Below are 25,536 nucleotides of genomic sequence, written 5' to 3' on the forward strand. Positions count from 1 at the left end.
TAAGTGTTAGCAGAAGAAAATAAATAGTGTACCCAAAAAAAATAATTATGCCACAGGATTCAACCAATGTAAACAACAAAGCAGTTACCCAAAATACCTATGATGCCATCGTAATTGGTTCCGGTATCAGCGGCGGATGGGCTGCAAAAGAATTAACAGAAAAGGGGTTAAAAGTATTGATGCTGGAACGGGGACGTGATATAGAACATGTAAAGGACTATGTAAACGCTACTAAAGAAACATGGGATTATCCGCACCGCGGCAGGCGCACGCAGGAAATGATAAAAGAATACCCGGTATTAAAAAGAGATTATCCGTTAAATGAAACGAACCTGGATTATTGGGCGAGTGATAAAGACAGTCCGTATACAGAAGTAAAACGTTTTGACTGGTTTCGCGGTTACCACATGGGTGGCCGTTCGTTAATGTGGGGCAGACAAAGTTACCGTTGGAGTGATTTTGATTTTGAAGCAAATTTAAAAGACCATGTTGCGATAGACTGGCCGGTAAGATATAAAGACATTGCACCCTGGTATGATTATGTTGAGAAGTTTGCCGGTATCAGCGGATCAAGGGATGGGTTGGCTCAGTTACCAGACGGACAGTTTATGCCTGCCATGGATATGACGATTGTTGAAAAAGATGTGGCCGCAAGAATTAAAGACCATTACAAAGGTAAAAGATCAATGATCATTGGCCGTACCGCCAATATCACTGAGCCATTGCCTGGCCGTACCAATTGTCAATACAGAAATAAATGTTGGTTGGGTTGTCCGTTTGGATCCTACTTCAGCACACAATCGTCTACATTACCGGCGGCAAAAAAAACCGGTAATCTTACGGTTCGTCCATGGAGTATTGTTACAAAAATTTTATACGATAAAGATAAAAAGAAAGCTACCGGTGTGGAGGTATTGGATGGCGAGAACAACAAAACATATACCTACAATTCAAAAATAATTTTCCTTAATGCCTCTACTTTAAATAGTGCCTGGGTGCTTATGAATTCTGCTACGGATGTCTGGCAGGGAGGGCTTGGGAGCAGCAGTGGCGAACTGGGCCACAACATCATGGATCATCATTTGGGTGTTGGTGCTGGTGGCAGGGTAGAAGGCTTTGAAGATAAATACACATTTGGCCGTCGTGCCAACGGAATTTATATTCCCCGTTACCAGAATTTATTCGGTGATAAAAGAGATTACTTAAGGGGATATGGTTACCAGGGTGGAGGTTCAAGAGAAGGATACAACCGTTCCGCAGAAGAAATCTCCCTGGGTATTGGATTAAAAGAAGCATTGTCAGAACCAGGCTCCTGGACAATGAATATTGGTGGTTTTGGTGAAACACTTCCTTACCATGAAAATTTTGTAACGCTTGATAAAACCAAAAAGGATAAATGGGGTTTAAATATTTTATCAATGGACATTGAGTACAAAGAGAACGAAAAGAAGATGCGTAAAGATATGCTTGCTGATGCCATCGAAATGCTGGAAGCTTCAGGAGTTAAAGATGTAAAAGGCCGTGATGGTGATGGCACGTTGGGAAGAGGTATTCATGAAATGGGATCGGCACGTATGGGCAGAGACGCCAAAACATCGGTGTTGAACAGTTTCAACCAAATGTGGGATGCGCCCAATGTTTTTGTAACAGACGGCTCGTTTATGACTTCAGCAGCGTGTGTAAATCCATCATTAACTTACATGGCTTTTACTGCCAGGGCAGTAGATTTTGCAGTAAGTGAATTGAAGAAAGGAAATATTTAATCAGTTATAAGTTATGAGTAATAAATTATGGGTGAAAGCATGATCAGTGCTGTGATGTAGTTCCTGGAATTGATAATAATCAGAATAATAAAAGTAAAAGTATGCCAGGCGATTCAACCAACTTCAATAACAAGGCGATAGCACAGAACACGTACGATGCAATAGTAGTGGGCAGTGGCATCAGCGGTGGTTGGGCTGCTAAAGAGTTATGTGAAAAAGGTTTAAAAACTTTGGTACTTGAAAGAGGCCGCAATGTAGAGCATATAAAAGATTATACAGATACCACAAAAGATCCATGGGAGTTAACGCACCATGGTGCCACCACTCAGCCAGATAGAATCAACAGCCCGACGCAAAGTAAAATTTATGCCTGGAACGAAGTTTCTAAAAAATTCTTTGTAAACGATGTTGAAAATCCTTACACACAGGTAAAACCATTTGACTGGATAAGAGGCAACCATGTTGGCGGAAGAAGCTTAACCTGGGGAAGGCAATGTTATCGGTGGAGTGATGTGGATTTTGGTGCCAATGCAAAAGACGGGCATGGAGTAGACTGGCCCATCCGTTATAAAGACATCGCACCATGGTATGATTATGTTGAGCCTTTTGTTGGAATAAGCGGATCAATTGAAAATTTGCCACAGTTACCCGATGGTAAGTTTATGCCTCCCATGCAAATGAATTGCCTGGAAAAACAAGTAGCTGAAAGAATAAAGAAAAGTTTTGGTGATGGGAGAACAATGATCATTGGCCGTACTGCCAATCACACAATGAAAGTGGGGGATAGGGGTCCTTGCCAGTTTAGAAACAAATGCCATGAAGGCTGTCCGTTTGGAGGATATTTTAGTAGCAATGCCGCAACATTACCTGCCGCTGCAAGAACGGGTAATATGACATTAAGGCCATTTTCTGTAGTAGAGCAGGTGATATATGATAAGGATAAGAAAAAAGCAATTGGCGTACGCATTCTGGATACAGAAACAATGAAGACTGAGGAGTATTATGCAAAAATTATTTTTCTAAATGCTTCTACATTGGGCACAACCCACATTTTGCTGAATTCAGTTTCGGATGCTTTTTCTAATGGTTTGGGTAATTCAAGTGAACAGGTGGGGCATAACCTGATGGATCATCATTACGGCGTAGGGGCGCATGGAGAAACAGAAGATTTTAGTGATCAATATACATACGGACGTAGGGCCAACGGTATTTATGTTCCGCGGTTTAGAAATATCAATCAGGCTACTCAGCAAAAAGATTATGTGCGTGGTTTTGGTTACCAGGGAGGTGGAGGTCGCGGAAAAATAAGCATTGAGGGTGGGATAGGTGCCGGTTATAAAGAATCATTAACAGAACCTGGTAAATGGACATTTGGGATAGGTAGCTGGGGTGAGCATTTACCCTATTACGAAAATAAAGTAACTCTTAGTAAAGATAAGAAAGATAAATGGGGCCTGCCTTCTTTGGATATAGATTGTGAGTTTAAAGAAAACGAGAAGATAATGCGTAAGGACATGAAAGACAGTGCTGTAGAAATGCTTGAAAAAGCAGGATTGAAAAATATAGCTTCTTATGACAATGCACCTGCTCCAGGTTTTTGTATTCATGAAATGGGTACGGCAAGAATGGGAAAGAATCCAAAAACATCTGTCTTAAATGGCAACAACCAGATGCACGAGGTAAAAAATGTTTTCATAACTGATGGGTCATGTATGGCATCAAGTGCTTGTCAAAACCCATCAATCACCTATATGGCTTTAACTGCAAGAGCCTGCGATTTTGCGGTGAACGAATTAAAAAAAGGGAATTTATAATAAGCATATAAAAACTATCAATATGGAAAGAAGAGAGTTATTAAAAATGATCGCAGCTTTAACGGGCGGTGTATTCATTGGTGGTGAGTTGCTCACCAGTTGTAAAAGCGGCCCCATGGTAGGAGGTGCAACATTCGGGGAAGCAGATACTGCTTTTTTGGATGAAGTAGCTGAAACCATTTTGCCCGCAACTAAAACCCCCGGAGCTAAAGCTGCAAAAGTTGGCCAGTTTATGGTGGTAATGGTAAATGATACTTATGAAGATAAGGATCAGAAAATATTTCATGCGGGCATTGGCAAACTGGAAGAAGCCTGCAAAAAAGCCAATGGCAAATCTTTCTTAGAAGCTACTCCCGAGCAAAGAACTACCCTGCTTACTGCGCTTGATAAAGAAGCTAAAGACTACCAGAAAAGCAAAAAGCCTGAAGATCCAGCTCATTATTTTACTATGATGAAACAGTTAACTTTATTCGGGTACTTTACATCAAAAGAAGGTGCCACACAAGCTTTGCGTTATATTGCTGTGCCAGGCAAATATGATGGTTCATATCCATATAAAAAAGGAGACAGAGCCTGGGCAACATAGAATTATTTTAGCTATAAATAACTTAACTCAATAAGCAGAAGCAAATGGCCTTTGCTTATTGGTCATGTTTAAGAATTAATAAAACGATTATGAAAAGAATTGCCCTTATACTTCTTCTTCACATTGCCCCATTGTTACTCATGTGCCAAACAGTTATACCATTATACAAAGACAGCATTCCCAATAGCAAGCCGTCAAAAAATGAAGAAAAATCAGAACAGTCGAATGGTATACTGATCATTAGTAAAATATCCATACCTACCCTTAGCATTTATCTTCCGTCAAAACAAAACGCAACAGGTACGGCGGTAGTAATCTGCCCCGGTGGTGGATATTCAATTGTAGCTGCAGGGCATGAAGGTGCAGATATTGCAAAAACGTTTACAGATATGGGCGTAGCTGCCTTTGTAGTAAAATACCGGATTCCAAATATTGAAACAATGATTGATCCGGAAATTGGACCATTGCAGGATGCACAGCAAGCTATAAAGATAGTAAGGGAAGGTGCTAAACAATGGAACGTCAATTCTGCTAAAGTTGGTATAATGGGCTTTTCAGCAGGGGGACATCTTGCATCAACTGCAGGAACACATTTTAGCAAGTCAGTTATCTCAAATCCAAATAATACCAGCCTTCGCCCCGATTTTATGTTGTTGATTTACCCGGTAATCAGCTTCGCAGACAGCATCGGACACATGGGTTCCAGGGATAACCTGATTGGTAAAAATCCATCTGCTCAAAAGATTATTGAATACTCAAACGAGTTGCAGGTAAACACCGATACACCACCAACTTTTTTAGTGCATGCAAGTGATGACGACGCGGTAAAACCACAAAACAGTATTGTATTTTACCAGGCATTATTAAAAAATCATGTAGCGGCCGAAATGCATTTGTATGAAACCGGTGGACATGGTTTTGGGTTGAATTTAAAAAATAAAAATGAACATTGGATGGAACGTTGTAAAAACTGGATGCAAAACCATGGCTGGTAGAGCAGTAAATTATCTTATGAAATAAGTTGTTTTACAAAAATTACAAAATAACAGTCATGGTTACACGAAGAAAATTTATACAACAGTGTTCTGTTCTTACAGCAGTTTCAATGGTTAATACACCCAACTTATTTAAAATGCATAAAGATTTGGGTCTTCAGCTTTATACTGTAAGAGATGAAATGAAAGATATCAAAAATGCACTTGCTAAAATTTCAGCAGCAGGGTATACTAACCTGGAACTGTTCGGTTACAACAACCGTATGTTTTTCGGAAATACCGTAGAGCAGTTTGCATCGATGTTAAAAAATAACAATCTTAAAACGGTGAGTGGTCATTATGGTCTTGCAGATATGTTACATGCACCCGGTTACAACTGGGATACGTGGAAATATTTAATTGAAGATGCCACCACACTGGGCAATAAATATATTACCATTCCTTACCTCGATGACAAACACAGAACCGGCGATGACTTTAAAAGAGTTGCAGAAAGATTGAACAAGGGTGGAGAGTTAAGTAAAAAGGCTGGTATCGCCACGGCATATCATAACCATAATTTTGAATTTGAAAAAGAAGGAAATATTACCAAATATGAAATATTACTAAATAACACCGACCCTAACCTGGTGAAATTTGAAATGGATTTATATTGGGTTGTATATGCAGATCAAAACCCCGTAGAGTGGTTTAAAAAATACCCAGGACGTTTCCCAATGTGGCATATTAAGGACATGGAAAAGCCTGATGCCAGCGGCGCTAAAGGGCAAACCTGTGAAGTGGGTAAAGGTATTATTGACTGGAAGCCGATATTTGCTGCAAAAGCTATTGCCGGTCTGGAGTATACTTTTGTGGAACAGGAGCAATACAGGCATCCTGTGTTTGACTGTATAAAAACGAGTGCGGATTACATGAAAAAGAATTTGCTTAAATAAAAAAAGTTAATTAGTAATTGAATAGTTGTGCAGTGAAGACTTTACAACTATTTTTTAATATACTAAACACACTAACTTTTAGCATACCAATTTTTATATTAAAAACTAAATATGAATTACACACCTTTATCTGCAAGATATGATACCATGACTTACAACCGTTGCGGCAACAGTGGTTTATTATTACCCGCAATGTCACTGGGCCTTTGGCACAATTTCGGTGGGGTTGATAATTTTGAAAACGGCCGCGAAATTATACGTGCTGCTTTTGACAACGGCATAACGCACATTGATCTGGCTAATAATTATGGGCCACCTCCCGGTTCTGCTGAAGAGAACTTTGGCAGTATTTTGAAAAAAGATTTTACTGGTAATTTGAGGGATGAACTGATTATTTCCAGCAAGGCAGGCTATAACATGTGGCCTGGTCCTTATGGAGAATGGGGATCAAGAAAATATTTAATTGCCAGTCTTAACCAAAGCCTGCAACGCATGCAATTGGATTATGTGGATATTTTTTATTCTCATCGTCCCGATCCCGATACACCGCTGGAAGAAACAATGCAGGCTTTACATGATATTGTAAAAAGTGGTAAGGCGCTATACGTTGGTTTGTCTAATTACCGCTTGCAGGAAGCAAAACAAGCGATCAAAATATTAAAAGATCTCGGTACTCCCTGTCTTATCCATCAGCCAAAATATTCTATGTATGAGCGATGGGTGGAAGAGGGATTGATGGATGTACTGGAAAAAAATGGCGTTGGATGCATTCCGTTTTCTCCCCTGGCGCAAGGGCTGTTAACCAATAAATACCTTCAGGGAAATATACCGGAACAATCAAGGGCAGCAAAAGCGCACGGGGCATTACAGGCAAGTGCCATTACACCCGAAGTACTGGCACAATTAAATTCATTAAACAACCTGGCTCAAAAAAGAGGTCAGTCACTTGCGCAAATGGCGTTGGCCTGGATATTGAAAGATAAAAGAGTTACCACAGTTTTAGTTGGGGTAAGCAGTGTGGCACAATTACACGATAATCTTGCTACATTAAATAATCCTGACTTTAATCAGGAAGAACTTGCAGCAATAGAACAAATTTTAAAAACAGATTGATTTTTTCAGGAAACAGGTAGTGTTATCAAAAAATAATATTTCATTTTTACGAAGCAGATGGATAATACCGGGCTGCTATTATGCAAATTTATTTTGAATTGGTAAAAAAATAAATCCTTTTAGTTTTTTACAGCCATTTTTCTTAACTCTTTTATTAAATTTCATTCTTTTAAAATAGAAAATTTTTGTCAAAAACAACTAAAATTATTACTATAAAAATGCATGTTTGCTCATCGTGTTTTGTTAAATAAAATTGTTTCTGATTTTGTACTATAGTCAAAAACAGGCGGTTAATTATATTTTTATTTTTGAAGTTATTTGATGGCTACCAGAATAGTTTGTTAATTTTACGATAGTTTACTACGCAACTATTGATATATGGACTGTAAAGAAATGCCGGATACACTTGGTTTTATGATTGTTCATACAGGAAAATTACTGTTAAAAACAATCAATGGAGCCTTTTCTGATATCACTAAAGATATCACTTTCGAGCAATTAGGGGTACTGTATTATCTGTCGCGTAGCACAACAAAAGAAATGATACAACAGGATATTGCTACTATAATGGATAAAACAAAGTCTGCTATATTGAGGTCTATCGACATTTTGCAGGAAAAGGGTTTTGTAAAAAGATTGCCTGTTGCAGGAGACAGAAGAAAAAATGTGATTGAACTAACAAGCTCTGGAAAATCTGTTGTAGATATCATGCACGGTAAATTTTTGGGGCAGGATGGGATTTTGAAAGAAGGGATCAATGAAAAAGATCTGGAAACCTGTATGTGCGTGCTGGCAAAAATTCAGGAAAAATGTAAATAAAATAATTCTACTTTAATAATACAATATTTTTTGTAATTAAAACGCATAAGGAAACATTTAAAAAACTGCAATGACTAATAAAACTTTGCTAGAAAAAGTATCAGCATTTAAGACTGCTGAAGATTTAAAATCTGCTGACATTTACCCTTTTTTCAGGCCACTCGAAAGTGACCAGGATACTGAAGTAATTATTGCAGGTAAACGGGTACTAATGTTTGGTTCAAACAGTTATCTTGGTTTAACCAATCATCCCGAGGTAAAAGAAGCCGGTAAAAAAGCCATTGATAAATACGGCAGTGGTTGCGCAGGTTCCCGTTTTTTAAACGGAACCCTGGATTTGCACATTGAACTGGAAGAAGCTTTGGCGCAGTTTGTAGGTAAAGAAGCTGCCCTTGTTTTTAGTACAGGTTACCAGGTAAATGTTGGCGTATTATCAGCTTTGGGTGGCAGAACGGATTATATATTTTCAGACGAATTGAACCATGCATGTATCATTGATGGCGCACGTTTATCTTTTTCTAAATTGTACAAATATGGCCATTCCGATATGGTACATCTGGAAAAGTTATTAAGCAATGTACCGTATGAAGCCTTTAAGATAATTGCTACAGATGGTGTGTTTAGTATGGAAGGAGATATTTCCAAATTAGATGAAATAGCTGCTTTGGCAAAAAAATACAATGCCTCCATTTTTCTGGACGATGCACATTCGTTGGGTGTACTTGGGCCCGCAGGTCAGGGTACCGCAGCCCACTATAACATAACCCATAAAGTTGATCTCATCATGGGTACATTTAGTAAATCGCTCGCTTCTATCGGAGGTTTTATAGCTGCTGATAAAGTAATTATTGAATATCTAAAACATCATGCCCGCTCTTTAATTTTTAGTGCCAGCATTACGCCTGCAGCCACAGCAAGTGCTTTAGCTGCATTGGCTGTTTTAAAAAACGAGCCACAAAGAATTGAAAAATTATGGGCCAATACCAATTATGCATTGGATGCTTTTAAGAAGGCCGGGTTCGACATTGGGTTATCAGAATCTCCCATCATTCCCATTTTTGTAAGAGACAATGAGAAAACATTTTTAATGGCAAAAATGCTGATGGATGAAGGAATTTTTGTTAACCCCGTTGTTTCTCCGGCAGTCAGCAGTGATTCTTCAATGATTCGTTTTTCATTAATGGCAACGCATTCTTTTAAACAAATAGATTATGCGGTAGAAAAAATCAAGAAAGTTTCATACAAATTGAAAGTGCCATTATTAAAAGTTAAAAGAGCATGATTGAAATAAAGAAGGTTGAAGGCAAGAAGCAATTGGCAGCTTTTGTAGATTTTCCGCACATATTGTATGAGGGAGATCCTAATTATGTTCCTGAATTACACATAGCTCAGCATGATATTTTAACACCCGGTAAACATCCTTTTCACAAACATTCCACCATGCAGCTTTTTTTGGCGTATAAAGATGGGGTCATCAAAGGACGTATTGCTGCAATCTTAAATAACAATCACAATAAATTTAAAAACGTAACGGAAGGGTTTTTTGGTTTTTACGATTTGTATAATGATCGGGAAGTATCAAAAAAATTATTGAACGAAGCAGAAAAATGGCTGATTGACAAAGGCGCTACAAAAATGATTGGACCGGTAAATCCTTCCACGAACGAAACGGCCGGGTTACTGATAGATGGTTTTGATTCTCCACCTGTAGCCATGATGACATACAATAAACCTTATTATCTTGATTTGTTAACTGAAGAAGGGTTTAAAAAAAATGTTGACCTGTTAGCATATGATCTGCCCACCAACGTTGTAGATAAAAAAACGCTGAAGTTAAAAGAACTGTTGCGTCAGCGGTTAAAAGATAGAAATATCATTATTAGAAATATCAATCTCAAAGATTTCGACAGCGAGGTACAAAAAATATTAAAAGTGTACAATGCGGCATGGCAAGAGAACACCGGTTTTGTGCCTATGACCGATGATGAATTTAAATACCTGGCCAAGGATCTTAAAATGATACTGGATAAAGACTTTGCATTTGTAGCAGAGTATGAAGGAAACACCATTGGTTTTGCGTTGGCCATTCCAGATATCAACCAGACATTAATAAAAATAAAAAAAGGACGCTTATTACCGACGGGAATTTTTAAATTATTATTCGGCAAAAAGAAAATAAATTATGTAAGGGTAATAGCATTGGGCGTAAACAAGGAATATAGAAAGGCAGGAATAGAAGCATTTTTTTATGCTGAAATAATTCAAAGAGCCATGGACAAAAAAATACGGGGAGGAGAGGCTTCCTGGATTTTGGAAGACAACGAAATGATGAACAAAGGTTTGTTGAAAATGAATGCGAAGGTATACAAGCGGTATAGAATTTTTGAAAAAGCAATATGAGTGAAAGCGTTTTAGTAACAGGGGCCAGTGGGTTTTTAGGATACCATATCATATTGTCGGCGCTTGAAAAAAAACTGTTGGTATATGCAGCAATAAGAAAAAACAGCAATGTTGATCACCTGAAAAACTTTCCGGTTAAATACCTTTTTCTTGATTACAATAATGTGGATGAACTATCGAAAGTACTTGTAGAAAATAAAATACATTTTATCATTCATGTCGCTGGTGTAACAAAGGCATTGCGTCAACACCACTACAATGATATCAATGCGGTTAACTCTGTTAACCTGGCGAAAGCTGCGGAAAAAATTGGTACAAGTTTTAGAAAGATGGTATTTATCAGCAGCCTGGCAGCAGTAGGTCCGGCAATGGATTTGGCAGGCGTTATTACAGAGCAATCCAATCCCCGGCCGGTTACAGCATATGGAAAAAGTAAATTGCTGGCAGAGATAGAATTGTCAAAAATAAATATACCCCTTATCATCCTGCGCCCAACAGCTATTTATGGTCCGAGAGATAAAGATATTTTTATAATGCTTAAAACAGTGAGCAGGGGATTTGATCCATACATGGGAAAATTTTTGCAACAATTAAGTTTTGTTTATGCAGGAGATGTGTCGGATGTTGCAGTGCAGGCCTTGTTTGTAGATAAAGAAGGAGTATATAATATTTCTGATGGCAACAGTTACAAAAGGTATGAATTTGCAGACATTACCAAAAAGATATTAAACAAAAAAGCAGTCAGGTTTCACATACCAATGCCTTTAGTAAAACTATTGGCTTATTTTTTGGAAACTACCAGTAGATGGCTAAATAAACCGGCGGTAATCAACCGGGAAAAATTATACGAACTGACTGCAAGCAATTGGTTTTGTGATATAAGTAAAGCAAGAAAGGATTTAAACTTTAATCCAAAATTCAGTCTTACAGAAGGTTTAAAAGATAGCATTGCATGGTATCAGAAAAATAAATTATTATAGATATAAAATTTGGAAAAGATATTAAAATTGTGGGGGAAGAAAGTGTGGTTTAGTTTAAAATTATATTTTTAAAGATTGCAGATACAGCAATCCCGAAAAAGTATTCCTGGTTAATCGTTGTTAATTCATCAATCCGGCTTAACAATTTACGGCCGTTGAATCAATGAAATGAAGGTTTATAAAATAATAGCATCTGTACTAGGCATTGGTTATGTAGGTAAGGGTGGAGGTACTATCGCAGCTTTATTATATTGTATTATATGGTTATTACTGCCTGTCGCCTATTCAGATTCAGTCTGGCAGTGGGTAATAGCTTTTTTTATTATTGCCACAGGTATTGTAAGCGGCAATAAAGTAGATGAGATATGGGGAAAAGATAGCAGTAAAGTAGTGATAGATGAAGTAGCAGGTATGTGCGTAGCTTTATTATTTGTACCACAAAAAATTGTGTACGCTTTTATTGCATTGGTGTTATTCAGATTTTTTGATATTGTAAAACCAGCAGGAATAAAAAGTTTGGAAAAATGGCCGGGAGGCTGGGGCGTAATGGCAGATGATGTTTTGGCTGGAGTATATGCTTTGATAGGGATTAAATTGTTGTTACAGGTTCAATATTTTCTATAATAAAATTATTTCTTACAGTTACTGCGGCTTCTTTAACTATCAGGCATATGTCATTAGCTGGTGATCATTTTGGCGGCTTACTTTTTGTAGGTATACCCGCTGGAAGCGGTCGTTATAATAACGTTCTTTGGAAATACTGCAAATTATTTTATTGGCAGGCCCTGGATTTTTCTCACAGGGTAGTTTCATTAGTGTGCAGTTTAAAAGATGCTTGCTAAGCTGGACGGATAATTTAGTCTTTACACATACAGCCTTTATGTGTTGAGTACAATATTAAAAGTTCAGTATGTTATTGCAAAGTTACCACGTTTGCTATTGTGGCCTTTGCATAGAATTACTACATTCAAAAAAGGCAAGTGTTTAAAAATAAGTAATGAAAATTGAAAATTGGTGGATAAAACGAAGGGGACTATTTTTATTTATTCTGCTGATTTGTACTATAACAATAAGTGCTCAGACTTCAGTAAAGGGATTTGTAAAAGATGCCGTTACCCAGGAGCCGCTGGCTTTTGTTAGTATTTATTTTCAGGGGGGAAATGGTGTAACCAGTAATGATGATGGAAGCTATTCAATACAATCAAACAACAGCAAGTATACCACACTTGTATTTTCTTATACAGGGTATAAAAAGACACTAAAAAAAATTATTTCCGGTAAAGAGCAAATTGTTAATATAGATTTTGAAACTACCAATTCTTTAAGCACGGTAGTAATAAAAACAAAACGGGGTAAATACAGGAATAAAGATAATCCTGCAGTAGAATTAATTGATAAGGTAATTGCTAATAAAGAGAAAAATAAAATTACTGCCTACGATTTTGTACAATATCAGCAATATGAAAAACTTGAGCTGTCCCTTACCAATAAGCCGGAAAAAATAATGAGTAACCGGTTGTTTAAAAACTATAAGTTTATTCTTGAAAATGTAGATACAACTACGCTGGAAGGTAAAGCGCTGGTGCCGGTTTATCTGGAAGAAAAACTATCTCAGAATTACTACAGAAAAAATCCACTTAAAAATAAATCATTTATTCAGGCTGAAAAAAAGGTAAATTATGGTGACCTGCTGGATGAAAATGGAATAACATCTTATCTTAAAAGACTGTACGCAGATATCAATATTTATGATAACAATATTGTTGTACTCACCTCCCAGTTTTTAAGCCCTATTGCGGACATGGCACCCACATTTTACAGGTTTTACATTACCGATACTGTTGAAAATGAGGGCATCAAATTGATCAGGTTAAATTTTATGCCCCGTAATACTACCGACCTTTTATTTAAAGGGGTAATGTATGTAACGCTCGATGGCAATTATGGAGTGCAGAAAATCAATTTGTCTATCAGTAAAAAGGCCAATTTAAACTGGGCAAGAGAACTAAAGATCAACCAGGATTTTGAAAAAAATCCTGCTGATGGAAGATATCATGTGATAAAAAGCACCATGATAGCAGAGTTTTCACTCCGTCAAAATTCAAGCTCCGGTATTTTGGGTGAAAGAACAGTCTCTTTTAAGAATTTTACGGCTAATAAACCAGCCGCAGACAGTATTTACAGCGGTAGTGATGAAGTAAGGCTCAACATGCCTGGAAACAATACCGATAGTTTTTGGATGGCCAACAGGCATCAGCAACTATCAAATGTAGAAGCAAAAGTGTATGCTAATATTGACAGTTTAAAAAATATGAAATCTTTTAAAAATACCCTTAAGATTGCAACATTGCTTTTTTCAGGGTATATTAAATTTGGAGGCTTTCAACTGGGTAACACCAATACTTTTTACAGTTTTAATTCGCTTGAGGGGTTTAGGGTAAAAATAGGGGGCCGCACTACGCCTGATTTCAGCAAACATATTTATCTTGAAGGCTATGGCGGCTATGGTTTTAAAGATGAAAAATATAAATACCTCCTTGCCGGGGCCTACTCTTTTAACGGCAAATCAATTTATACCTATCCGTTAAATTATATAAAATTTACCCGGCAATATGAAACTGCTTTACCAGGGCAGGAATTGGTTTTTGCAGCAGAAGATAATTTTTTACTGTCTTTTAAACGTGGCAAAACCGGTAAATGGTTTTATCAGGATAGTTATAAGCTGGAATATGTACATGAATTTGGTAAAAACTTTACCTATAAATTCAGATATTCAAATTTAAAACAAACGCCCGCAGGATCTCTTGTATTCGAAAAAAATCTGCCTGGCCGCTTAGATACTATACCTGATATTACTACTTCAGAAATAAGTGCAGAATTAAGATGGGCACCGCATGAACAGTTTTACCAGGGCAATAATTTTCGTGCTCCTATCAGAAACAAATTTCCCATTTTTACCCTTCTTATTCAGAATGGTTTTAAAGGCTTTTTACACGGGCAATATAAATATCAGCAGCTAACGTTGGCCATCGCTAAAAGATGTTATTTATCGCAGTTGGGTTATGCAGATGTAACCCTGGAGGCAGGGCATATTTTTGGACAAGTGCCTTTCCCGTTGCTCGACATTCATCGTGCTAACCAAAGCTACGCTTATCAAGTAAACGCATATAACCTGATGAACTTTATGGAGTTTGTCAGTGATCATTATGCAGCAGTGAATACCGATTTTTATTTCAATGGTTTCTTCTTTAATAAAATACCGTTGCTAAAAAAATTAAAACTAAGGGAAGTAGCTAGTTTTAAAATACTGTATGGTGGTATCAGGGATGAAAATAATCCATCAAAAAATACCGGTGTATACAATTTTCCTAAAGCAGGTTTGTTGGGCGTGCCCACCACTTATTCACTTAGCAAAATACCTTATATGGAAGCCAGTGTAGGCATTGCCAATATTTTTAAAATATTACGGGTTGATGTGGTTAAAAGACTTACTTACCTGGATCATCCGGATATTTCAACCTGGGGAATAAGGACAAGGGTAAGGGTTGATTTTTAATAATAAAAAATGAAAGTATGGGAGATACTTTAGTAAGAGATAAACTGCAAAAAGGCATTTACATAGTGATAAACCCACTGGTAAAAGGGCTTATAAAGATAGGTTTTACGCCCAATATTGTTACTGTAGCCGGGCTGGTATTAAATATAATGGTTGCAATAGTATTTATAAAGGGTGCTGAACAGGGTAATCGTGGAGACCTGTCTTACGTGGGCTGGGCAGGGGCATTAATTTTGTTTGCCGGTTTGTTCGACATGCTGGACGGGCAGGTGGCAAGACTTGGAAATATGAGTTCATCTTTTGGGGCTTTGTTTGATTCTGTTTTGGATAGATATAGCGAACTGATTATGTTTCTCGGTATCTGTTATTACCTGGTGGCGCATCATTATTTTATCAGCTCACTGGCAGCATTTATCGCTATGATTGGTTCCATGATGGTTAGCTATATCAGGGCAAGAAGCGAAGGGCTGGGCATTCAAAATAGTGGTGGGTTAATGCAAAGACCGGAAAGAGTAATTTTAATCGCTTTATCTGCCATCGCCTGTGGCGTAACCGGTCATTTTATTGGCGGAGACTATAAATATTATGTACCTGGAATTTCTTTTCATGTATTTGAAACCATGACTATTTTTACACTACCAATTGCTGTAATGGCAGTGTTAACAAATATAACGGCAATTAAAAGATTGATGAATGCAAAACAAGCGCTGGAGGCCAAAGGCCAACAAACAAAATGATATGTATATAAAACCGTTATTTTTTGTTACGTTATTGCTCGTTACTCAACTTGTATTTAACTTTGCTGCTGCGCAGGACAAAATTTTTCCGGTACCTGGTGGCAATGAAAAGCAGTTATTTTTTTTGCAGCGTACACCCAATACAAACACCATTGTGTGCGAATTGAATTATAAAGAGGGTGTTGTTGATAAGGAAGATCCGATACATGTATTCTGGATTCGTTACCAGGAAAAAGGACAGACAGAAGACCTGAGTTATATACAACGTAAATTTGCCTATGGTGTTAAAACAAGGCAGATTGGTGAAAATAAATATGAACTGAATTTTGTATCGTACAAAAAATACAAAATGTATCTGATGCAGTCATCAGATAAACAGTTTCATGTGTACACCACCATTAATAAAAAACCGGCCATTTTAACCCGTATTTATATTGAAATAAAAGGGGGTACTTTTTGGTCGCCAAATATTGAATATGTTGAGGTAACTGGTATTGACCCAACCACCCTTTTACCCATTAAGGAACGGCTTAAAATTTAATTTTATTATTTTAAATGATCAGTAATGCAAAAGAATTATGTTTCAAATTCTGAGGAATCGATAAGAATGTTTAAGAGTGATTTAATAGAAAATCTTTCCAAAGTTCATTTTGCGGTGCCTTTATTTATTTTTGTACCCGCCATTTTTATTTTTATTTACAAAGCCTTTTCCGCAGGTGTAAACTTCTTAAATTTTGGATTGTATTTTCTTATCGGCCTTGCTGTATGGACGCTTACTGAGTATATCATGCACCGCTTTATTTTTCATTTTCAGCCAACTTCTGAATTTGGGAAAAAAATGCATTTTATTTTTCACGGTGTTCATCACGATTACCCGAGAGATAAAAAAAGACTTGTGTTACCGCCATCAGTAAGTATTCCATTGGCTACGTTATTTTATTTTTTATTCAACAGTTTTTTAGTGCCTCAATTATTATTCTCCTTTTTTCCAGGATTTTTGCTAGGCTACTTAATATATGATATGCTACATTATGCCATGCACCATCATAATTTTAAAAGTGGTATTATGAAAAAAATAAAGCAACACCACATGCTGCATCACTACCAGGATCCTGAGAAAGGCTATGGTGTAAGCAGTTCTTTATGGGATATAATACTAAGATCAGGATTTGTCAGGGAAGCTAAAAAAGTTAATGAATAATTCCGACGCTTCATTTTATTCTTTCAATGGCATTGTTATAATATTTTTTATTGTAGCCGCGTATCTGCTTGTTTCATTTCTTTTAATTGGGTATAATACAGACCAACTTGTATTGTCGGTAATATTTTGTACAGGCTATTTTGCTTCTGCCATCAGCAGAAAATTTATGATCGCTTTCGTTATTTTTATTGTGTACTGGATCATATTTGATTATATGAAAGCCTTTCCCAACTACGCTTATAGCCCGGTAAGTATTTTGCGATTGCATCAGGCCGAGTTATCCATTTTCGGTATTCATCAAAATGGAATTGTTGTAACCCCCAACGAATTTTGGTTCAATCATTCCACTACTTTTCTGGATATACTTTCCGGCATATTTTATTTATGCTGGATCCCGTTACCGCTTGCATTTGCTGCAGGACTTTTTTTTAAAGACAAAAAAACTTTCCTCCAATTCTCCTTAACTTTTCTGCTGGTAAATTTAATAGGATTTGTAATTTATTATATTTACCCGGCGGCGCCACCCTGGTATTTTCAAAAGTATGGATCTGCCTTTTTTGCCAATACGCCTGGTAACAGTGCCGGCCTGCAAAGGTTTGATGATTATTTTGATGTGGGTATTTTTAAAAGTATTTATGCCAAAAGCAGCAATGTATTTGCGGCAATGCCTTCGCTCCACGTCGCTTACCCCATGATAGTATTGTACTACGGAATAAAGAAAAAAATGGGATGGATTAATGCACTGTTTGCTCTTGTGATGGCAGGTATCTGGTTTGCAGCCATATACACTGGCCATCATTATGTGCTGGATGTTGTGGCGGGAATCGCCTGTGCAATAGCAGGCATTTTTATTTTCAAAAAATTGATTTTACCTGCGCAACCGGTTCAGCGTTTTTTACAATATTATTTATCGAAAATTTGAAGTAATGTCAAATTTTTGATGCTATGGCTCATTAGTGTGAGCATTTTGCATCGGTAAAAAATTGCACCATTTTGTATTGTCCTGATGACTTATTTGTACAACAGTTTACTAACAGTTACAGGCTACTATAATAAAAGAGGTATCCAAAAAATTGACTACCCTAGTCAGCTCAGCCATCATACATCATCCATCAAACAAGCAGCTTATTAATTTCATCAACCAATTCCGCTTTCGTAATCGGGATACCCATAATTTTATTGTAGCCTTTCGCATCCACAAAATATACATCGCGGATTATTTTTATCAACTGCCCGTTATTGATTTCGGGGATTAAAACATGATCGAAATTTTTGATGATGTCGCCCAGGTTTTTTGGAAAAGGCCGAACATACCTGAGATGTGCATGTGATACTTCCACGCCCTTTTCCTGCAATTCCTTACAGGCACTTTTAATAGTACCATACGTACTTCCCCATCCAAGCACCAACACTTTGCCTTTTTCAGCACCGCTATCTAATTTTTGTTCGGGAATGTAATTGGCAATCAGGTCAATTTTTTTCTGTCTGGTTTTTACCATGTGCTGGTGGTTCTCCGGTTCGTAGTTGATGTTGCCGGTAATATCCTGTTTTTCTAAACCACCTACCCGGTGCTCAAGGCCCGCCGTACCAGGTATTGCCCAGGGGCGTACTAGTTTTTCATCTCTTTTATACGGTTGAAATTTACCCTTATCATCCAGGTCGGTTGCAACATTCTGCGACGCAAAAGATACTTTTATTTCCTGCAGTTCATCAGCCGTTGGAAATTTCCAGGGTTCTGCACCGTTGGCAATATATCCATCACTCAATAATATAACGGGGGTCATGTGTTGTACACTTATCCTTACGGCTTCGTAGGCCGCAGCAAAGCAATCGCTTGGTGTTGTTGCGGAAACTATCGGCATCGGACACTCGCCGTTGCGGCCGTAATACGCCTGCATTAAATCACTTTGCTCTGTTTTGGTAGGTAAACCAGTGCTTGGTCCGCCACGTTGTACGTTTACAATAATCAATGGTATTTCAAGCATCACTGCTAAACCCATTGCCTCTGCTTTTAACGCCATTCCCGGGCCACTGGTGGTGGTTACCGCAAGGCTGCCACCATAACTTGCACCAATACTTGATGTGATAGCAGCTATTTCATCCTCGGCCTGAAAAGTTTTTATACCAAAGTTTTTATACTTGCTTAGTTCATGTAAAATATCGCTGGCAGGGGTTATGGGGTAGCTTCCTAAAAACAAAGGTAGACCGCTTTTTTGCGAAGCTGCAATAAGACCATAAGATAAAGCCTGGTTACCCATAATGGAACGGTACGTTCCGGTATCCATCTTTGCTTTCTCCACTTTGTAACGCGTTGTAAAGGTTTCAGTGGTATCACCATAATTGTAACCGGCCTGTAAAGCCTTAACATTACTTTCAAAAATCTCGGGCTTCTTTCCAAATTTTTCTTTAATAAATTGAATGGTATTATCCATTTCACGATTGTACATCCAATATAAAAATCCCAGTACAAACATATTTTTTGCACGATCCTTTTCTTTCATCCCCATGGTAAATTCTTTCAATGCTTCCCTTGTCATTTTGGTAACATCAATTGTAATTAACTCATAGCTTTCAAGACTATGGTCTTCCAGCGGGTTAACCCCTTCCGGATAATTAGCAAGGCGCAGATTTTTGCTGTCAAAACCTTCAATATTGGCGATGATAATTCCGCCGGGTTTTAAAGCTTTTAAATTTACTTTTAAAGCAGCCGCATTCATGGCTACCAACACATCACAGGCATCACCGGGAGTAAAAATTCTATCGCTGCTAAAACGCAACTGGTAACCACTCACGCCGGGAAGCGTACCTATCGGGGCACGGATCTCTGCCGGGAAATCAGGAAACGTTGCGAGGTCAATGCCCAGCAGGGCAGTGTTATTGGTAAACTGGCTGCCGGTTAATTGCATGCCATCGCCACTATCGCCTGCAAATTTTATTACAACTTCGGATAATACCTGGTCTGATCTCATATTTTTTTAATTACTGCAAGTTACAATCATTTTTATTTGTGTAAACAGGCTTTTGCATCTTTATTTTATCAGTAAACCTGTCATATTTTTATTTAAAAATAACAGGTTGTTCAGCGTATAAATGCAGTAAATGTTGGGCATTATTTTACATTTTTCTAACCTGCCTGATCGTACGGTTGTACATATCAGTAAAGGTCAGAAATATTTTTTCGTAAGTAAAAAAGATTAACAACACTGCAATAAATCATTTTCAATACCTGTTATTAAATTAATTAATTTTACATCCTAAAAAATTATCAATTATGTCCTTATTCAAATCAGGTAATCCTGCTTTATCAGAAAAAAATTTTCAGTCTGTATTTGTTGGTGGTAATAGTGAAACGATGACACTGAGGGGTACTTTAAATAAATTTGGGTTCATGCTGTTAATGCTGATGGGTACAGCGTATTATTCCTGGAAAGAATTTGCAATTGGCGGAAATGTACAGCCACTTATATGGACGGGCCTTATCGGTGGACTCATTACGGCAGTTATCATTATTTTTAAAAAAGAGTGGGCGGGTTATCTTGCTCCGTTGTATGCTTTACTGGAAGGCCTTTTTTTAGGTGCAATATCTGCCACGTACAATGATGTTTTTGCAACCAAAGCTCCTAATATTGTTATGAATGCGGTGGGCTTAACTTTTGGTACAGCTATCGCCATGTATTTGTTGTATAGTTTTAAAATTATAAAAGCCACTGAAAAATTTAAGGCTGTTATTTTTACGGCTACTGCAGGCATTGCAATATTTTACTTAATTGCCATGGTATTAAGGATGTTTGGTGTTGATATGGCCTTTTTGCATGAAGGTTCTTTAATGGGCATTGGCTTTTCCCTTGTAGTGGTAGTGGTAGCTGCATTAAACCTTATTTTAGATTTTGATATGATCGAAAAGGGTACAGAAGCAGGAGCACCAAAATACATGGAGTGGTACGGTGCTTTTGGATTAATGGTTACCATTGTTTGGTTATACCTGGAAATATTAAGGCTATTAGGAAAATTGAGTGATAGAAGATAATCAGTTTTTAGTAATGAAAACCGCTCCGCTATCGGGGCGGTTTTTTTATTGCAGCGATTCAATCAGTTGCTTCACTTTGTTTTTTATAAAATCCCTCACTTCATTAAACTGTTCCGGCTCCATGTTTTTTGGGTCGGGTATCTGCCAGTCGATAAATTGTTTGGCGGGCATCCAGGGGCAGGCATCACCGCAACCCATTGTTACAACCACATCAAATGGGGCATAAGCTTTTACTTCATCTAAACTTTTGCTGTCATGGATACTTAAATCGTAGCCCAGCTCTTTCATGGCTGCAATTGCTTTGGGATTTACAGTACCGCTGGGTTTACTGCCCGCGCTAAAAGCATCTACTTTATCACCACCAGTTATTTTTGCAAATGCCTGACTCATTTGCGAGCGGGTACTGTTTTCTATACATACAAACAATAGTTTCTTTTTCATTTTTTTTGATTAAAGTATTATGAAATTGCCGTTTTAGTATAATATTTTTTTCTAAACCAGAAAGCTACATTTACCAATGCAATCAAGGCTGGTACTTCTACCAACGGACCAATTACACCTGCAAAAGCCTCTCCGCTGTTGATGCCAAATACACCAATCGCAACAGCTATAACCAGTTCAAAATTATTGCCGGTGGCGGTGAATGCAATCGAGGCTGACCGGGAATAATCGGCGCCAAAATATTTACCTGTAAAAAAGCTGACTACAAACATGATCACAAAGTAAATGGCCAGTGGAACAGCAATCCTGACTACATCCATTGGTATCAGCACAATCAATTCACCCTTTAAGCTAAACATCACCAGTATGGTAAAAAGCAGCGCAATCAAGGTGACCGGAGAAATTACCGGAACATATTTTTCATTGAACCAATCTGCTCCTTTTAGTTTTATTAATGCATAGCGGCTGACGATACCGGCGGCAAAGGGAATGCCTAAATAAATACCTACCGTTTTTGCAATTTCACCAATGGTAATATTCACCGTTAATCCCTTTAACCCAAACAGCGGCGGTAAAACAGTAATAAAGATATAGGCATATATACTAAAAAATACCACCTGAAAAATACTGTTCAATGCAACCAACCCCGCGGCATATTCCCTGTTACCTTCGGCTAGTTCATTCCACACTACAACCATGGCAATACAGCGGGCCAGCCCTATCAAGATCAATCCAATCATGTATTCGGGATAGCCTTGTAAAAATGTGATAGCCAATATAAACATCAATATGGGGCCAATAACCCAGTTTAACAATAAAGAAGCCCCCAGCACTTTGATATTTTTAAACACTTCACCCATCTTCTCATACCTTACTTTTGCCAGTGGGGGATACATCATCAATATCAATCCTACCGCCAATGGGATGTTGGTTGTACCGGAAGAAAAGGAATTAATAAATGTAGATGAAGAAGGGTAAAAATACCCGATTGCCACACCCCCAGCCATTGCTAAAAAAATCCACATGGTGAGATAGCGGTCTAGAAAACTTAATTTTTTTCTTTCCTGCGCAGGGGCACAATTAATAGCACTCATAAAAATATATTTCCGGGTTTAATAATAAAGCCAGATTTTTAAAACTGGCTTTACCGAATTATCAGCAACATCCGCTTCCAGGCTCACAACAATTGCGCTCATCTTTTACCGGCTTTTCTGCATACACGGTAATGCTTGTAATTTTAGCTTTTCCATTTTTGTATTCCAGTATTTCATCCGCAGTTAAGTAATTGGATAAAATGGTATCTGGTATAATGATCACTTTGTCTTTTTGTAAATTAATATTTTTAAAACCTGCCTGTTCAATAATTTCAAGGTACAACTGCTTTTGAATGGCGCCTGAAACACAGCCAGCATACAACTCTGCGATCTCTCTCCATTTGGCAGGCAGCTCACCTTCGAGCACAATATCGCTGATAGAAAAATGGCCACCTGGCTTTAACACCCTGTAAATTTCGCTGATCACTTTATGTTTGTTAGGTACCAAATTCAAAACACAATTGCTTACAATAACGTTGGCGTAATTACTGGTCACAGGCATATCGTCAATATCACCTTGCCGGAATTCTACATTGTTCAATTCTAATTTATCTGCATTGGTTCTTGCTTTTTTTATCATCGGTTCAGTAAAATCAATTCCAATTACCTTGCCTGTTTTGCCGGTAAACCGCCTGGCTATAAATGCATCATTGCCTGCACCGCTGCCTAAATCAATTACGGTGTCGCCTTCTTTTATTTTGGCAAATTCGGTCGGCAGTCCGCAACCCAACCCCAAATCAGCATCCGGATTATAGCCCTCCAGTTTGGTATAATCATCTGCCATTATATTGTACACTTCATCCCCACAGCAGGACGATGTGGCTCCACAACAGGAAGTAGCATTTTGAGTTTGGCTTTGTAAAGCAATCGCTGTATATTTTTCTCTAACAAGTTCTTTCATTTCATGATCGTTCTTCATAATTTTTATTTTAATAGTTAACAACAGGATTTTTTATTTTTTATTTTAAGATTCGTAAACAGCAAACTAAACTGCTGGTTAAATTTTTCAAAAGCTTTCCAGTTTATACAATAGCAACTCCTTGGTCCATCCACACTTCCTTTGATGAGGCCTGCATTTTTTAATTCCTTTAAATGTTGCGATACGGTAGATTGCGCCAGTGGCAAAACCGCTACTATCTCACCACAAATACATTCGTTGTGTTCTGCCAATACTTTCAGGATAGCAATTCTTGCAGGATGGGCGAGTGCTTTTGCAAACTCGGCCAGGTCCTGTTCTTTTTGTGTAAATGATTCTTTTTTGTGAATGGCCATTATGTACTTAATTTTTTAAAGCTGCAGAATAAAAAATTTTGAAGGGTTTTAAAGGGCGTAGTGTGGTTGGTAGTAACGCAGTAAATTTTTGTAAACCAATGTTGCAAAGCGCTGGTGAGTAAATTTTCGTTATATCGCTTTACAGGTAAGCTACTGCATTTTTCAGGACCGTCGGTGGAAAATGTGCCGATAATTAATTTACCATATGTATTTAAGTGCTGTTGTGCTATACTTAAATAACTTTTCACTTCATCTTCTTTTGTAAAGAAATGAAACGCAGCCCGGTCATGCCAGCAATCATACTTTATTGTATCGGTAAATTCAAGTACATCTGCAACAATCCATTTTACTTTTGCAGCTTTACGGCCAAGCCTTTGTTTTGCCCTTTTAATTGCAGCAGATGAAATATCCAATACAGTTATATTGCTATATCCTTTATCAACAAGATTGTCTGCCAAAAAACTGTCACCTCCTCCAACATCAATAATTGCTGCAGTGTTTGGTAATTCAAGTTGTTCTATAAAGTTGATAGAATCTTGTGGTGTTTGCTGATACCAGCTTACCTCGTCTATTTTTTTTGAGGTAAAAACAGTTTCCCAATGTTGCTTTTTATTCATCTTCAAATCTTATATCGCAAATATACGATTAAATAAATTAGTCGTCCAGATAAAAAATAAAATGCCTGACTGTACAGTAAGGCCCGTATTAAGTAAAAATTTAGTGATTACTCCCTTCCATCAAATAAATTATCCAGACCGCCTAAAATACTTCCTTCTTCTTTTCTGCCAACCATTTGTGGCGCGTACCGTATCAAGCTGCCCGCAAGCCTGCTGATGGGTAAAGATTGTAACCCTACTTTTCCCGGACCGGTAAGGATTGCAAAATACAAACCGTCGCCGCCGAACATCCAGTTTTTGATGCCTCGTATAAACTCAATATCAAAATAAATTCCCTGTGTATAGGCTACCACACAATCGGTTTCTACTTTTAAAATTTACCGGCCGTCAGTTCTTATTGTATTATATATCTGCCTGCATGTGCAAATGCCAAACAATCACCTTCCAGTTTTTCCACGATAAATTCTACACCTCCGAATATACCGGTACCCAATCTTTTTGAAATTCGAATAGCTGGTTAATTCCTCGGCATCCGGAACTGTTGCTTTAATAGCCTGGTGAATTTTTCAAGTGCAGCCTGATCATTTTCTGGTTGAGCATCAATGTATGCGTCAATATCTTTTGGAATAAATTTCATGATGGCAATATTTTCTTCCTTGTCAGGGTTGACATATACTGATTGATCTACTCCTTACAAAATTATACCTATGCTATTTATCGTGGTTACTGTTGCCTTGGCTTTCAAAATATTTGTGTTGAAAGAAATGTATTTTAATGTTCCTGAAATTGCAGCTATTTGTATCATTGTTTGGCTCCTGCCCGTTGCGTTTTTGCTGCTGGATTTTTCATAAAAAGAATACCAAAGTAAATTGCAAAAAGGGCGTATACTGCAGCTGCAGCCCATAGTAAGGGAGGTAAACCGGGGTTGGCCAATACTGCTTTTACAAGGGCAGGGGCACCTATCAAAAAATGAGTAAGATTAGCAACTATAATTGGTTTGTTGTAAATGCCCCCGAATACACCTGACCTTGTCATCCAGTTTAACATGGCAAAGCTAAAGTAAAGGGCACCTGAGATTTGTATCAGTAATACAAATGGTTTAGAAGCAGCAGCATTAAAATACTGTAGTATTTCAGCAGGTAAAAAAGTAAATAGTAAACCTATTGTTGCTAATAGCAGGGCACTC

Annotated in this window: 25 protein-coding genes; 17 read left to right on the forward strand and 8 right to left on the reverse strand. The window is 37.7% G+C overall.

From position 1 onward, the window contains the following. The first annotated feature begins 47 nt into the window (after positions 1 to 47). From H7254_RS05580 to H7254_RS05655, 16 genes are all read left to right on the forward strand, one after another. Positions 48 to 1,763 (forward strand): GMC oxidoreductase, encoded by a 1,716-nt coding sequence (locus tag H7254_RS05580; protein WP_301932032.1) that lies wholly within the window; start codon positions 48 to 50, stop codon positions 1,761 to 1,763. 101 nt (positions 1,764 to 1,864) lie between these two features. Then, positions 1,865 to 3,577, forward strand: coding sequence for a GMC oxidoreductase (locus H7254_RS05585; RefSeq protein WP_301932033.1), 1,713 nt, complete (start codon positions 1,865 to 1,867; stop codon positions 3,575 to 3,577). Positions 3,578 to 3,599: 22 nt separating this feature from the next. After that, entirely contained in the window at positions 3,600 to 4,163 is a 564-nt protein-coding gene (locus H7254_RS05590) for a gluconate 2-dehydrogenase subunit 3 family protein (protein ID WP_301932034.1), read from the forward strand. A gap of 89 nt (positions 4,164 to 4,252) precedes the next feature. Continuing rightward, positions 4,253 to 5,158: an alpha/beta hydrolase gene (locus tag H7254_RS05595; protein ID WP_301921985.1), complete on the forward strand. Its 906-nt coding sequence runs from the start codon at positions 4,253 to 4,255 to the stop codon at positions 5,156 to 5,158. Positions 5,159 to 5,214: 56 nt separating this feature from the next. Continuing rightward, positions 5,215 to 6,093, forward strand: coding sequence for a sugar phosphate isomerase/epimerase (locus H7254_RS05600; RefSeq protein WP_301932035.1), 879 nt, complete (start codon positions 5,215 to 5,217; stop codon positions 6,091 to 6,093). 111 nt (positions 6,094 to 6,204) lie between these two features. Further along, entirely contained in the window at positions 6,205 to 7,206 is a 1,002-nt protein-coding gene (gene mgrA, locus H7254_RS05605; RefSeq protein WP_301932036.1) for an L-glyceraldehyde 3-phosphate reductase, read from the forward strand. Positions 7,207 to 7,584: 378 nt separating this feature from the next. Then, on the forward strand, positions 7,585 to 8,025 hold the full coding sequence (locus tag H7254_RS05610) for a MarR family winged helix-turn-helix transcriptional regulator (protein ID WP_301932037.1): 441 nt from the start codon (positions 7,585 to 7,587) through the stop codon (positions 8,023 to 8,025). A gap of 70 nt (positions 8,026 to 8,095) precedes the next feature. Beyond that, positions 8,096 to 9,307, forward strand: a complete 1,212-nt coding sequence (locus H7254_RS05615; protein WP_301932038.1) for an aminotransferase class I/II-fold pyridoxal phosphate-dependent enzyme — start codon at positions 8,096 to 8,098, stop codon at positions 9,305 to 9,307. Further along, entirely contained in the window at positions 9,304 to 10,425 is a 1,122-nt protein-coding gene (locus H7254_RS05620) for a hypothetical protein (protein WP_301932039.1), read from the forward strand. The genes H7254_RS05615 and H7254_RS05620 overlap by 4 nt, the downstream gene beginning before the upstream one ends. Continuing rightward, positions 10,422 to 11,405, forward strand: coding sequence for an NAD(P)-dependent oxidoreductase (locus H7254_RS05625; protein WP_301932040.1), 984 nt, complete (start codon positions 10,422 to 10,424; stop codon positions 11,403 to 11,405). Before H7254_RS05620 ends, H7254_RS05625 begins: the two co-directional genes overlap by 4 nt. A 168-nt stretch (positions 11,406 to 11,573) precedes the next feature. Next, positions 11,574 to 12,029, forward strand: a complete 456-nt coding sequence (locus H7254_RS05630; protein WP_301932041.1) for a phosphatidylglycerophosphatase A — start codon at positions 11,574 to 11,576, stop codon at positions 12,027 to 12,029. A 373-nt stretch (positions 12,030 to 12,402) separates the two neighbouring features. After that, on the forward strand, positions 12,403 to 14,961 hold the full coding sequence (locus tag H7254_RS05635; protein WP_301932042.1) for a DUF5686 and carboxypeptidase-like regulatory domain-containing protein: 2,559 nt from the start codon (positions 12,403 to 12,405) through the stop codon (positions 14,959 to 14,961). A gap of 17 nt (positions 14,962 to 14,978) precedes the next feature. Continuing rightward, positions 14,979 to 15,698 carry a CDP-alcohol phosphatidyltransferase family protein gene (locus H7254_RS05640; RefSeq protein ID WP_301932043.1) on the forward strand — a complete coding sequence of 240 codons (720 nt, stop codon included), beginning with the start codon at positions 14,979 to 14,981 and terminating at the stop codon, positions 15,696 to 15,698. Between the two features lies 1 nt (position 15,699). Then, positions 15,700 to 16,239 (forward strand): DUF4833 domain-containing protein, encoded by a 540-nt coding sequence (locus tag H7254_RS05645; RefSeq protein WP_301932044.1) that lies wholly within the window; start codon positions 15,700 to 15,702, stop codon positions 16,237 to 16,239. A 24-nt stretch (positions 16,240 to 16,263) separates the two neighbouring features. Next, entirely contained in the window at positions 16,264 to 16,899 is a 636-nt protein-coding gene (locus tag H7254_RS05650) for a sterol desaturase family protein (protein ID WP_301932045.1), read from the forward strand. Beyond that, a complete protein-coding gene (locus tag H7254_RS05655; RefSeq protein ID WP_301932046.1) occupies positions 16,892 to 17,821 on the forward strand; it encodes a phosphatase PAP2 family protein in 930 nt (309 codons plus the stop codon). Before H7254_RS05650 ends, H7254_RS05655 begins: the two co-directional genes overlap by 8 nt. 190 nt (positions 17,822 to 18,011) lie before the next feature. Here the strand turns inward: H7254_RS05655 and H7254_RS05660 are convergent, their stop codons facing one another. Beyond that, on the reverse strand, positions 18,012 to 19,868 hold the full coding sequence (locus H7254_RS05660) for a 2-oxoacid:acceptor oxidoreductase subunit alpha (RefSeq protein WP_301932047.1): 1,857 nt from the start codon (positions 19,866 to 19,868) through the stop codon (positions 18,012 to 18,014). 302 nt (positions 19,869 to 20,170) lie between these two features. On the opposite strand from H7254_RS05660, the gene H7254_RS05665 reads away from it, so the two are divergent. After that, on the forward strand, positions 20,171 to 20,926 hold the full coding sequence (locus H7254_RS05665) for a Bax inhibitor-1/YccA family protein (protein ID WP_301921970.1): 756 nt from the start codon (positions 20,171 to 20,173) through the stop codon (positions 20,924 to 20,926). 45 nt (positions 20,927 to 20,971) lie between these two features. Here the strand turns inward: H7254_RS05665 and H7254_RS05670 are convergent, their stop codons facing one another. The 7 genes from H7254_RS05670 to H7254_RS05700 all read right to left on the reverse strand — a co-directional run. After that, entirely contained in the window at positions 20,972 to 21,367 is a 396-nt protein-coding gene (locus H7254_RS05670) for an arsenate reductase ArsC (RefSeq protein WP_301932048.1), read from the reverse strand. A gap of 17 nt (positions 21,368 to 21,384) precedes the next feature. Further along, complete coding sequence (arsB, locus tag H7254_RS05675) at positions 21,385 to 22,461, reverse strand: ACR3 family arsenite efflux transporter (protein ID WP_301932049.1); 1,077 nt, start codon at positions 22,459 to 22,461, stop codon at positions 21,385 to 21,387. Between the two features lie 61 nt (positions 22,462 to 22,522). Continuing rightward, positions 22,523 to 23,380: an arsenite methyltransferase gene (locus tag H7254_RS05680; protein ID WP_301932050.1), complete on the reverse strand. Its 858-nt coding sequence runs from the start codon at positions 23,378 to 23,380 to the stop codon at positions 22,523 to 22,525. Positions 23,381 to 23,397: 17 nt separating this feature from the next. Then, positions 23,398 to 23,733, reverse strand: coding sequence for a helix-turn-helix transcriptional regulator (locus H7254_RS05685; RefSeq protein ID WP_301932051.1), 336 nt, complete (start codon positions 23,731 to 23,733; stop codon positions 23,398 to 23,400). Next, on the reverse strand, positions 23,733 to 24,350 hold the full coding sequence (locus H7254_RS05690) for a class I SAM-dependent methyltransferase (protein ID WP_301932052.1): 618 nt from the start codon (positions 24,348 to 24,350) through the stop codon (positions 23,733 to 23,735). Before H7254_RS05690 ends, H7254_RS05685 begins: the two co-directional genes overlap by 1 nt. A gap of 107 nt (positions 24,351 to 24,457) precedes the next feature. Beyond that, positions 24,458 to 24,703, reverse strand: a complete 246-nt coding sequence (locus H7254_RS05695) for an AIM24 family protein (RefSeq protein WP_301932053.1) — start codon at positions 24,701 to 24,703, stop codon at positions 24,458 to 24,460. A gap of 448 nt (positions 24,704 to 25,151) precedes the next feature. Next, positions 25,152 to 25,536 (reverse strand): hypothetical protein (locus H7254_RS05700; protein ID WP_301932054.1); only part of this gene is annotated, 385 nt, incomplete at its 5' end.

It is taken from the genome of Ferruginibacter sp., assembly GCF_014377975.1.
GTDB lineage: Bacteria > Bacteroidota > Bacteroidia > Chitinophagales > Chitinophagaceae > Ferruginibacter.

What these genes read in the sequence shown, in the direction of transcription:
- H7254_RS05580 (WP_301932032.1), top strand. Translation starts at nt 48, where the DNA reads ATGCCACAGGATTCAACCAATGTAAACAACAAAGCAGTTACCCAAAAT.
- H7254_RS05585 (WP_301932033.1), top strand. Translation starts at nt 1,865, where the DNA reads ATGCCAGGCGATTCAACCAACTTCAATAACAAGGCGATAGCACAGAAC.
- H7254_RS05590 (WP_301932034.1), top strand. Translation starts at nt 3,600, where the DNA reads ATGGAAAGAAGAGAGTTATTAAAAATGATCGCAGCTTTAACGGGCGGT.
- H7254_RS05595 (WP_301921985.1), top strand. Translation starts at nt 4,253, where the DNA reads ATGAAAAGAATTGCCCTTATACTTCTTCTTCACATTGCCCCATTGTTA.
- H7254_RS05600 (WP_301932035.1), top strand. Translation starts at nt 5,215, where the DNA reads ATGGTTACACGAAGAAAATTTATACAACAGTGTTCTGTTCTTACAGCA.
- mgrA (WP_301932036.1), top strand. Translation starts at nt 6,205, where the DNA reads ATGAATTACACACCTTTATCTGCAAGATATGATACCATGACTTACAAC.
- H7254_RS05610 (WP_301932037.1), top strand. Translation starts at nt 7,585, where the DNA reads ATGGACTGTAAAGAAATGCCGGATACACTTGGTTTTATGATTGTTCAT.
- H7254_RS05615 (WP_301932038.1), top strand. Translation starts at nt 8,096, where the DNA reads ATGACTAATAAAACTTTGCTAGAAAAAGTATCAGCATTTAAGACTGCT.
- H7254_RS05620 (WP_301932039.1), top strand. Translation starts at nt 9,304, where the DNA reads ATGATTGAAATAAAGAAGGTTGAAGGCAAGAAGCAATTGGCAGCTTTT.
- H7254_RS05625 (WP_301932040.1), top strand. Translation starts at nt 10,422, where the DNA reads ATGAGTGAAAGCGTTTTAGTAACAGGGGCCAGTGGGTTTTTAGGATAC.
- H7254_RS05630 (WP_301932041.1), top strand. Translation starts at nt 11,574, where the DNA reads ATGAAGGTTTATAAAATAATAGCATCTGTACTAGGCATTGGTTATGTA.
- H7254_RS05635 (WP_301932042.1), top strand. Translation starts at nt 12,403, where the DNA reads ATGAAAATTGAAAATTGGTGGATAAAACGAAGGGGACTATTTTTATTT.
- H7254_RS05640 (WP_301932043.1), top strand. Translation starts at nt 14,979, where the DNA reads ATGGGAGATACTTTAGTAAGAGATAAACTGCAAAAAGGCATTTACATA.
- H7254_RS05645 (WP_301932044.1), top strand. Translation starts at nt 15,700, where the DNA reads ATGTATATAAAACCGTTATTTTTTGTTACGTTATTGCTCGTTACTCAA.
- H7254_RS05650 (WP_301932045.1), top strand. Translation starts at nt 16,264, where the DNA reads ATGCAAAAGAATTATGTTTCAAATTCTGAGGAATCGATAAGAATGTTT.
- H7254_RS05655 (WP_301932046.1), top strand. Translation starts at nt 16,892, where the DNA reads ATGAATAATTCCGACGCTTCATTTTATTCTTTCAATGGCATTGTTATA.
- H7254_RS05660 (WP_301932047.1), bottom strand. Translation starts at nt 19,868, where the DNA reads ATGAGATCAGACCAGGTATTATCCGAAGTTGTAATAAAATTTGCAGGC.
- H7254_RS05665 (WP_301921970.1), top strand. Translation starts at nt 20,171, where the DNA reads ATGTCCTTATTCAAATCAGGTAATCCTGCTTTATCAGAAAAAAATTTT.
- H7254_RS05670 (WP_301932048.1), bottom strand. Translation starts at nt 21,367, where the DNA reads ATGAAAAAGAAACTATTGTTTGTATGTATAGAAAACAGTACCCGCTCG.
- arsB (WP_301932049.1), bottom strand. Translation starts at nt 22,461, where the DNA reads ATGAGTGCTATTAATTGTGCCCCTGCGCAGGAAAGAAAAAAATTAAGT.
- H7254_RS05680 (WP_301932050.1), bottom strand. Translation starts at nt 23,380, where the DNA reads ATGAAGAACGATCATGAAATGAAAGAACTTGTTAGAGAAAAATATACA.
- H7254_RS05685 (WP_301932051.1), bottom strand. Translation starts at nt 23,733, where the DNA reads ATGGCCATTCACAAAAAAGAATCATTTACACAAAAAGAACAGGACCTG.
- H7254_RS05690 (WP_301932052.1), bottom strand. Translation starts at nt 24,350, where the DNA reads ATGAATAAAAAGCAACATTGGGAAACTGTTTTTACCTCAAAAAAAATA.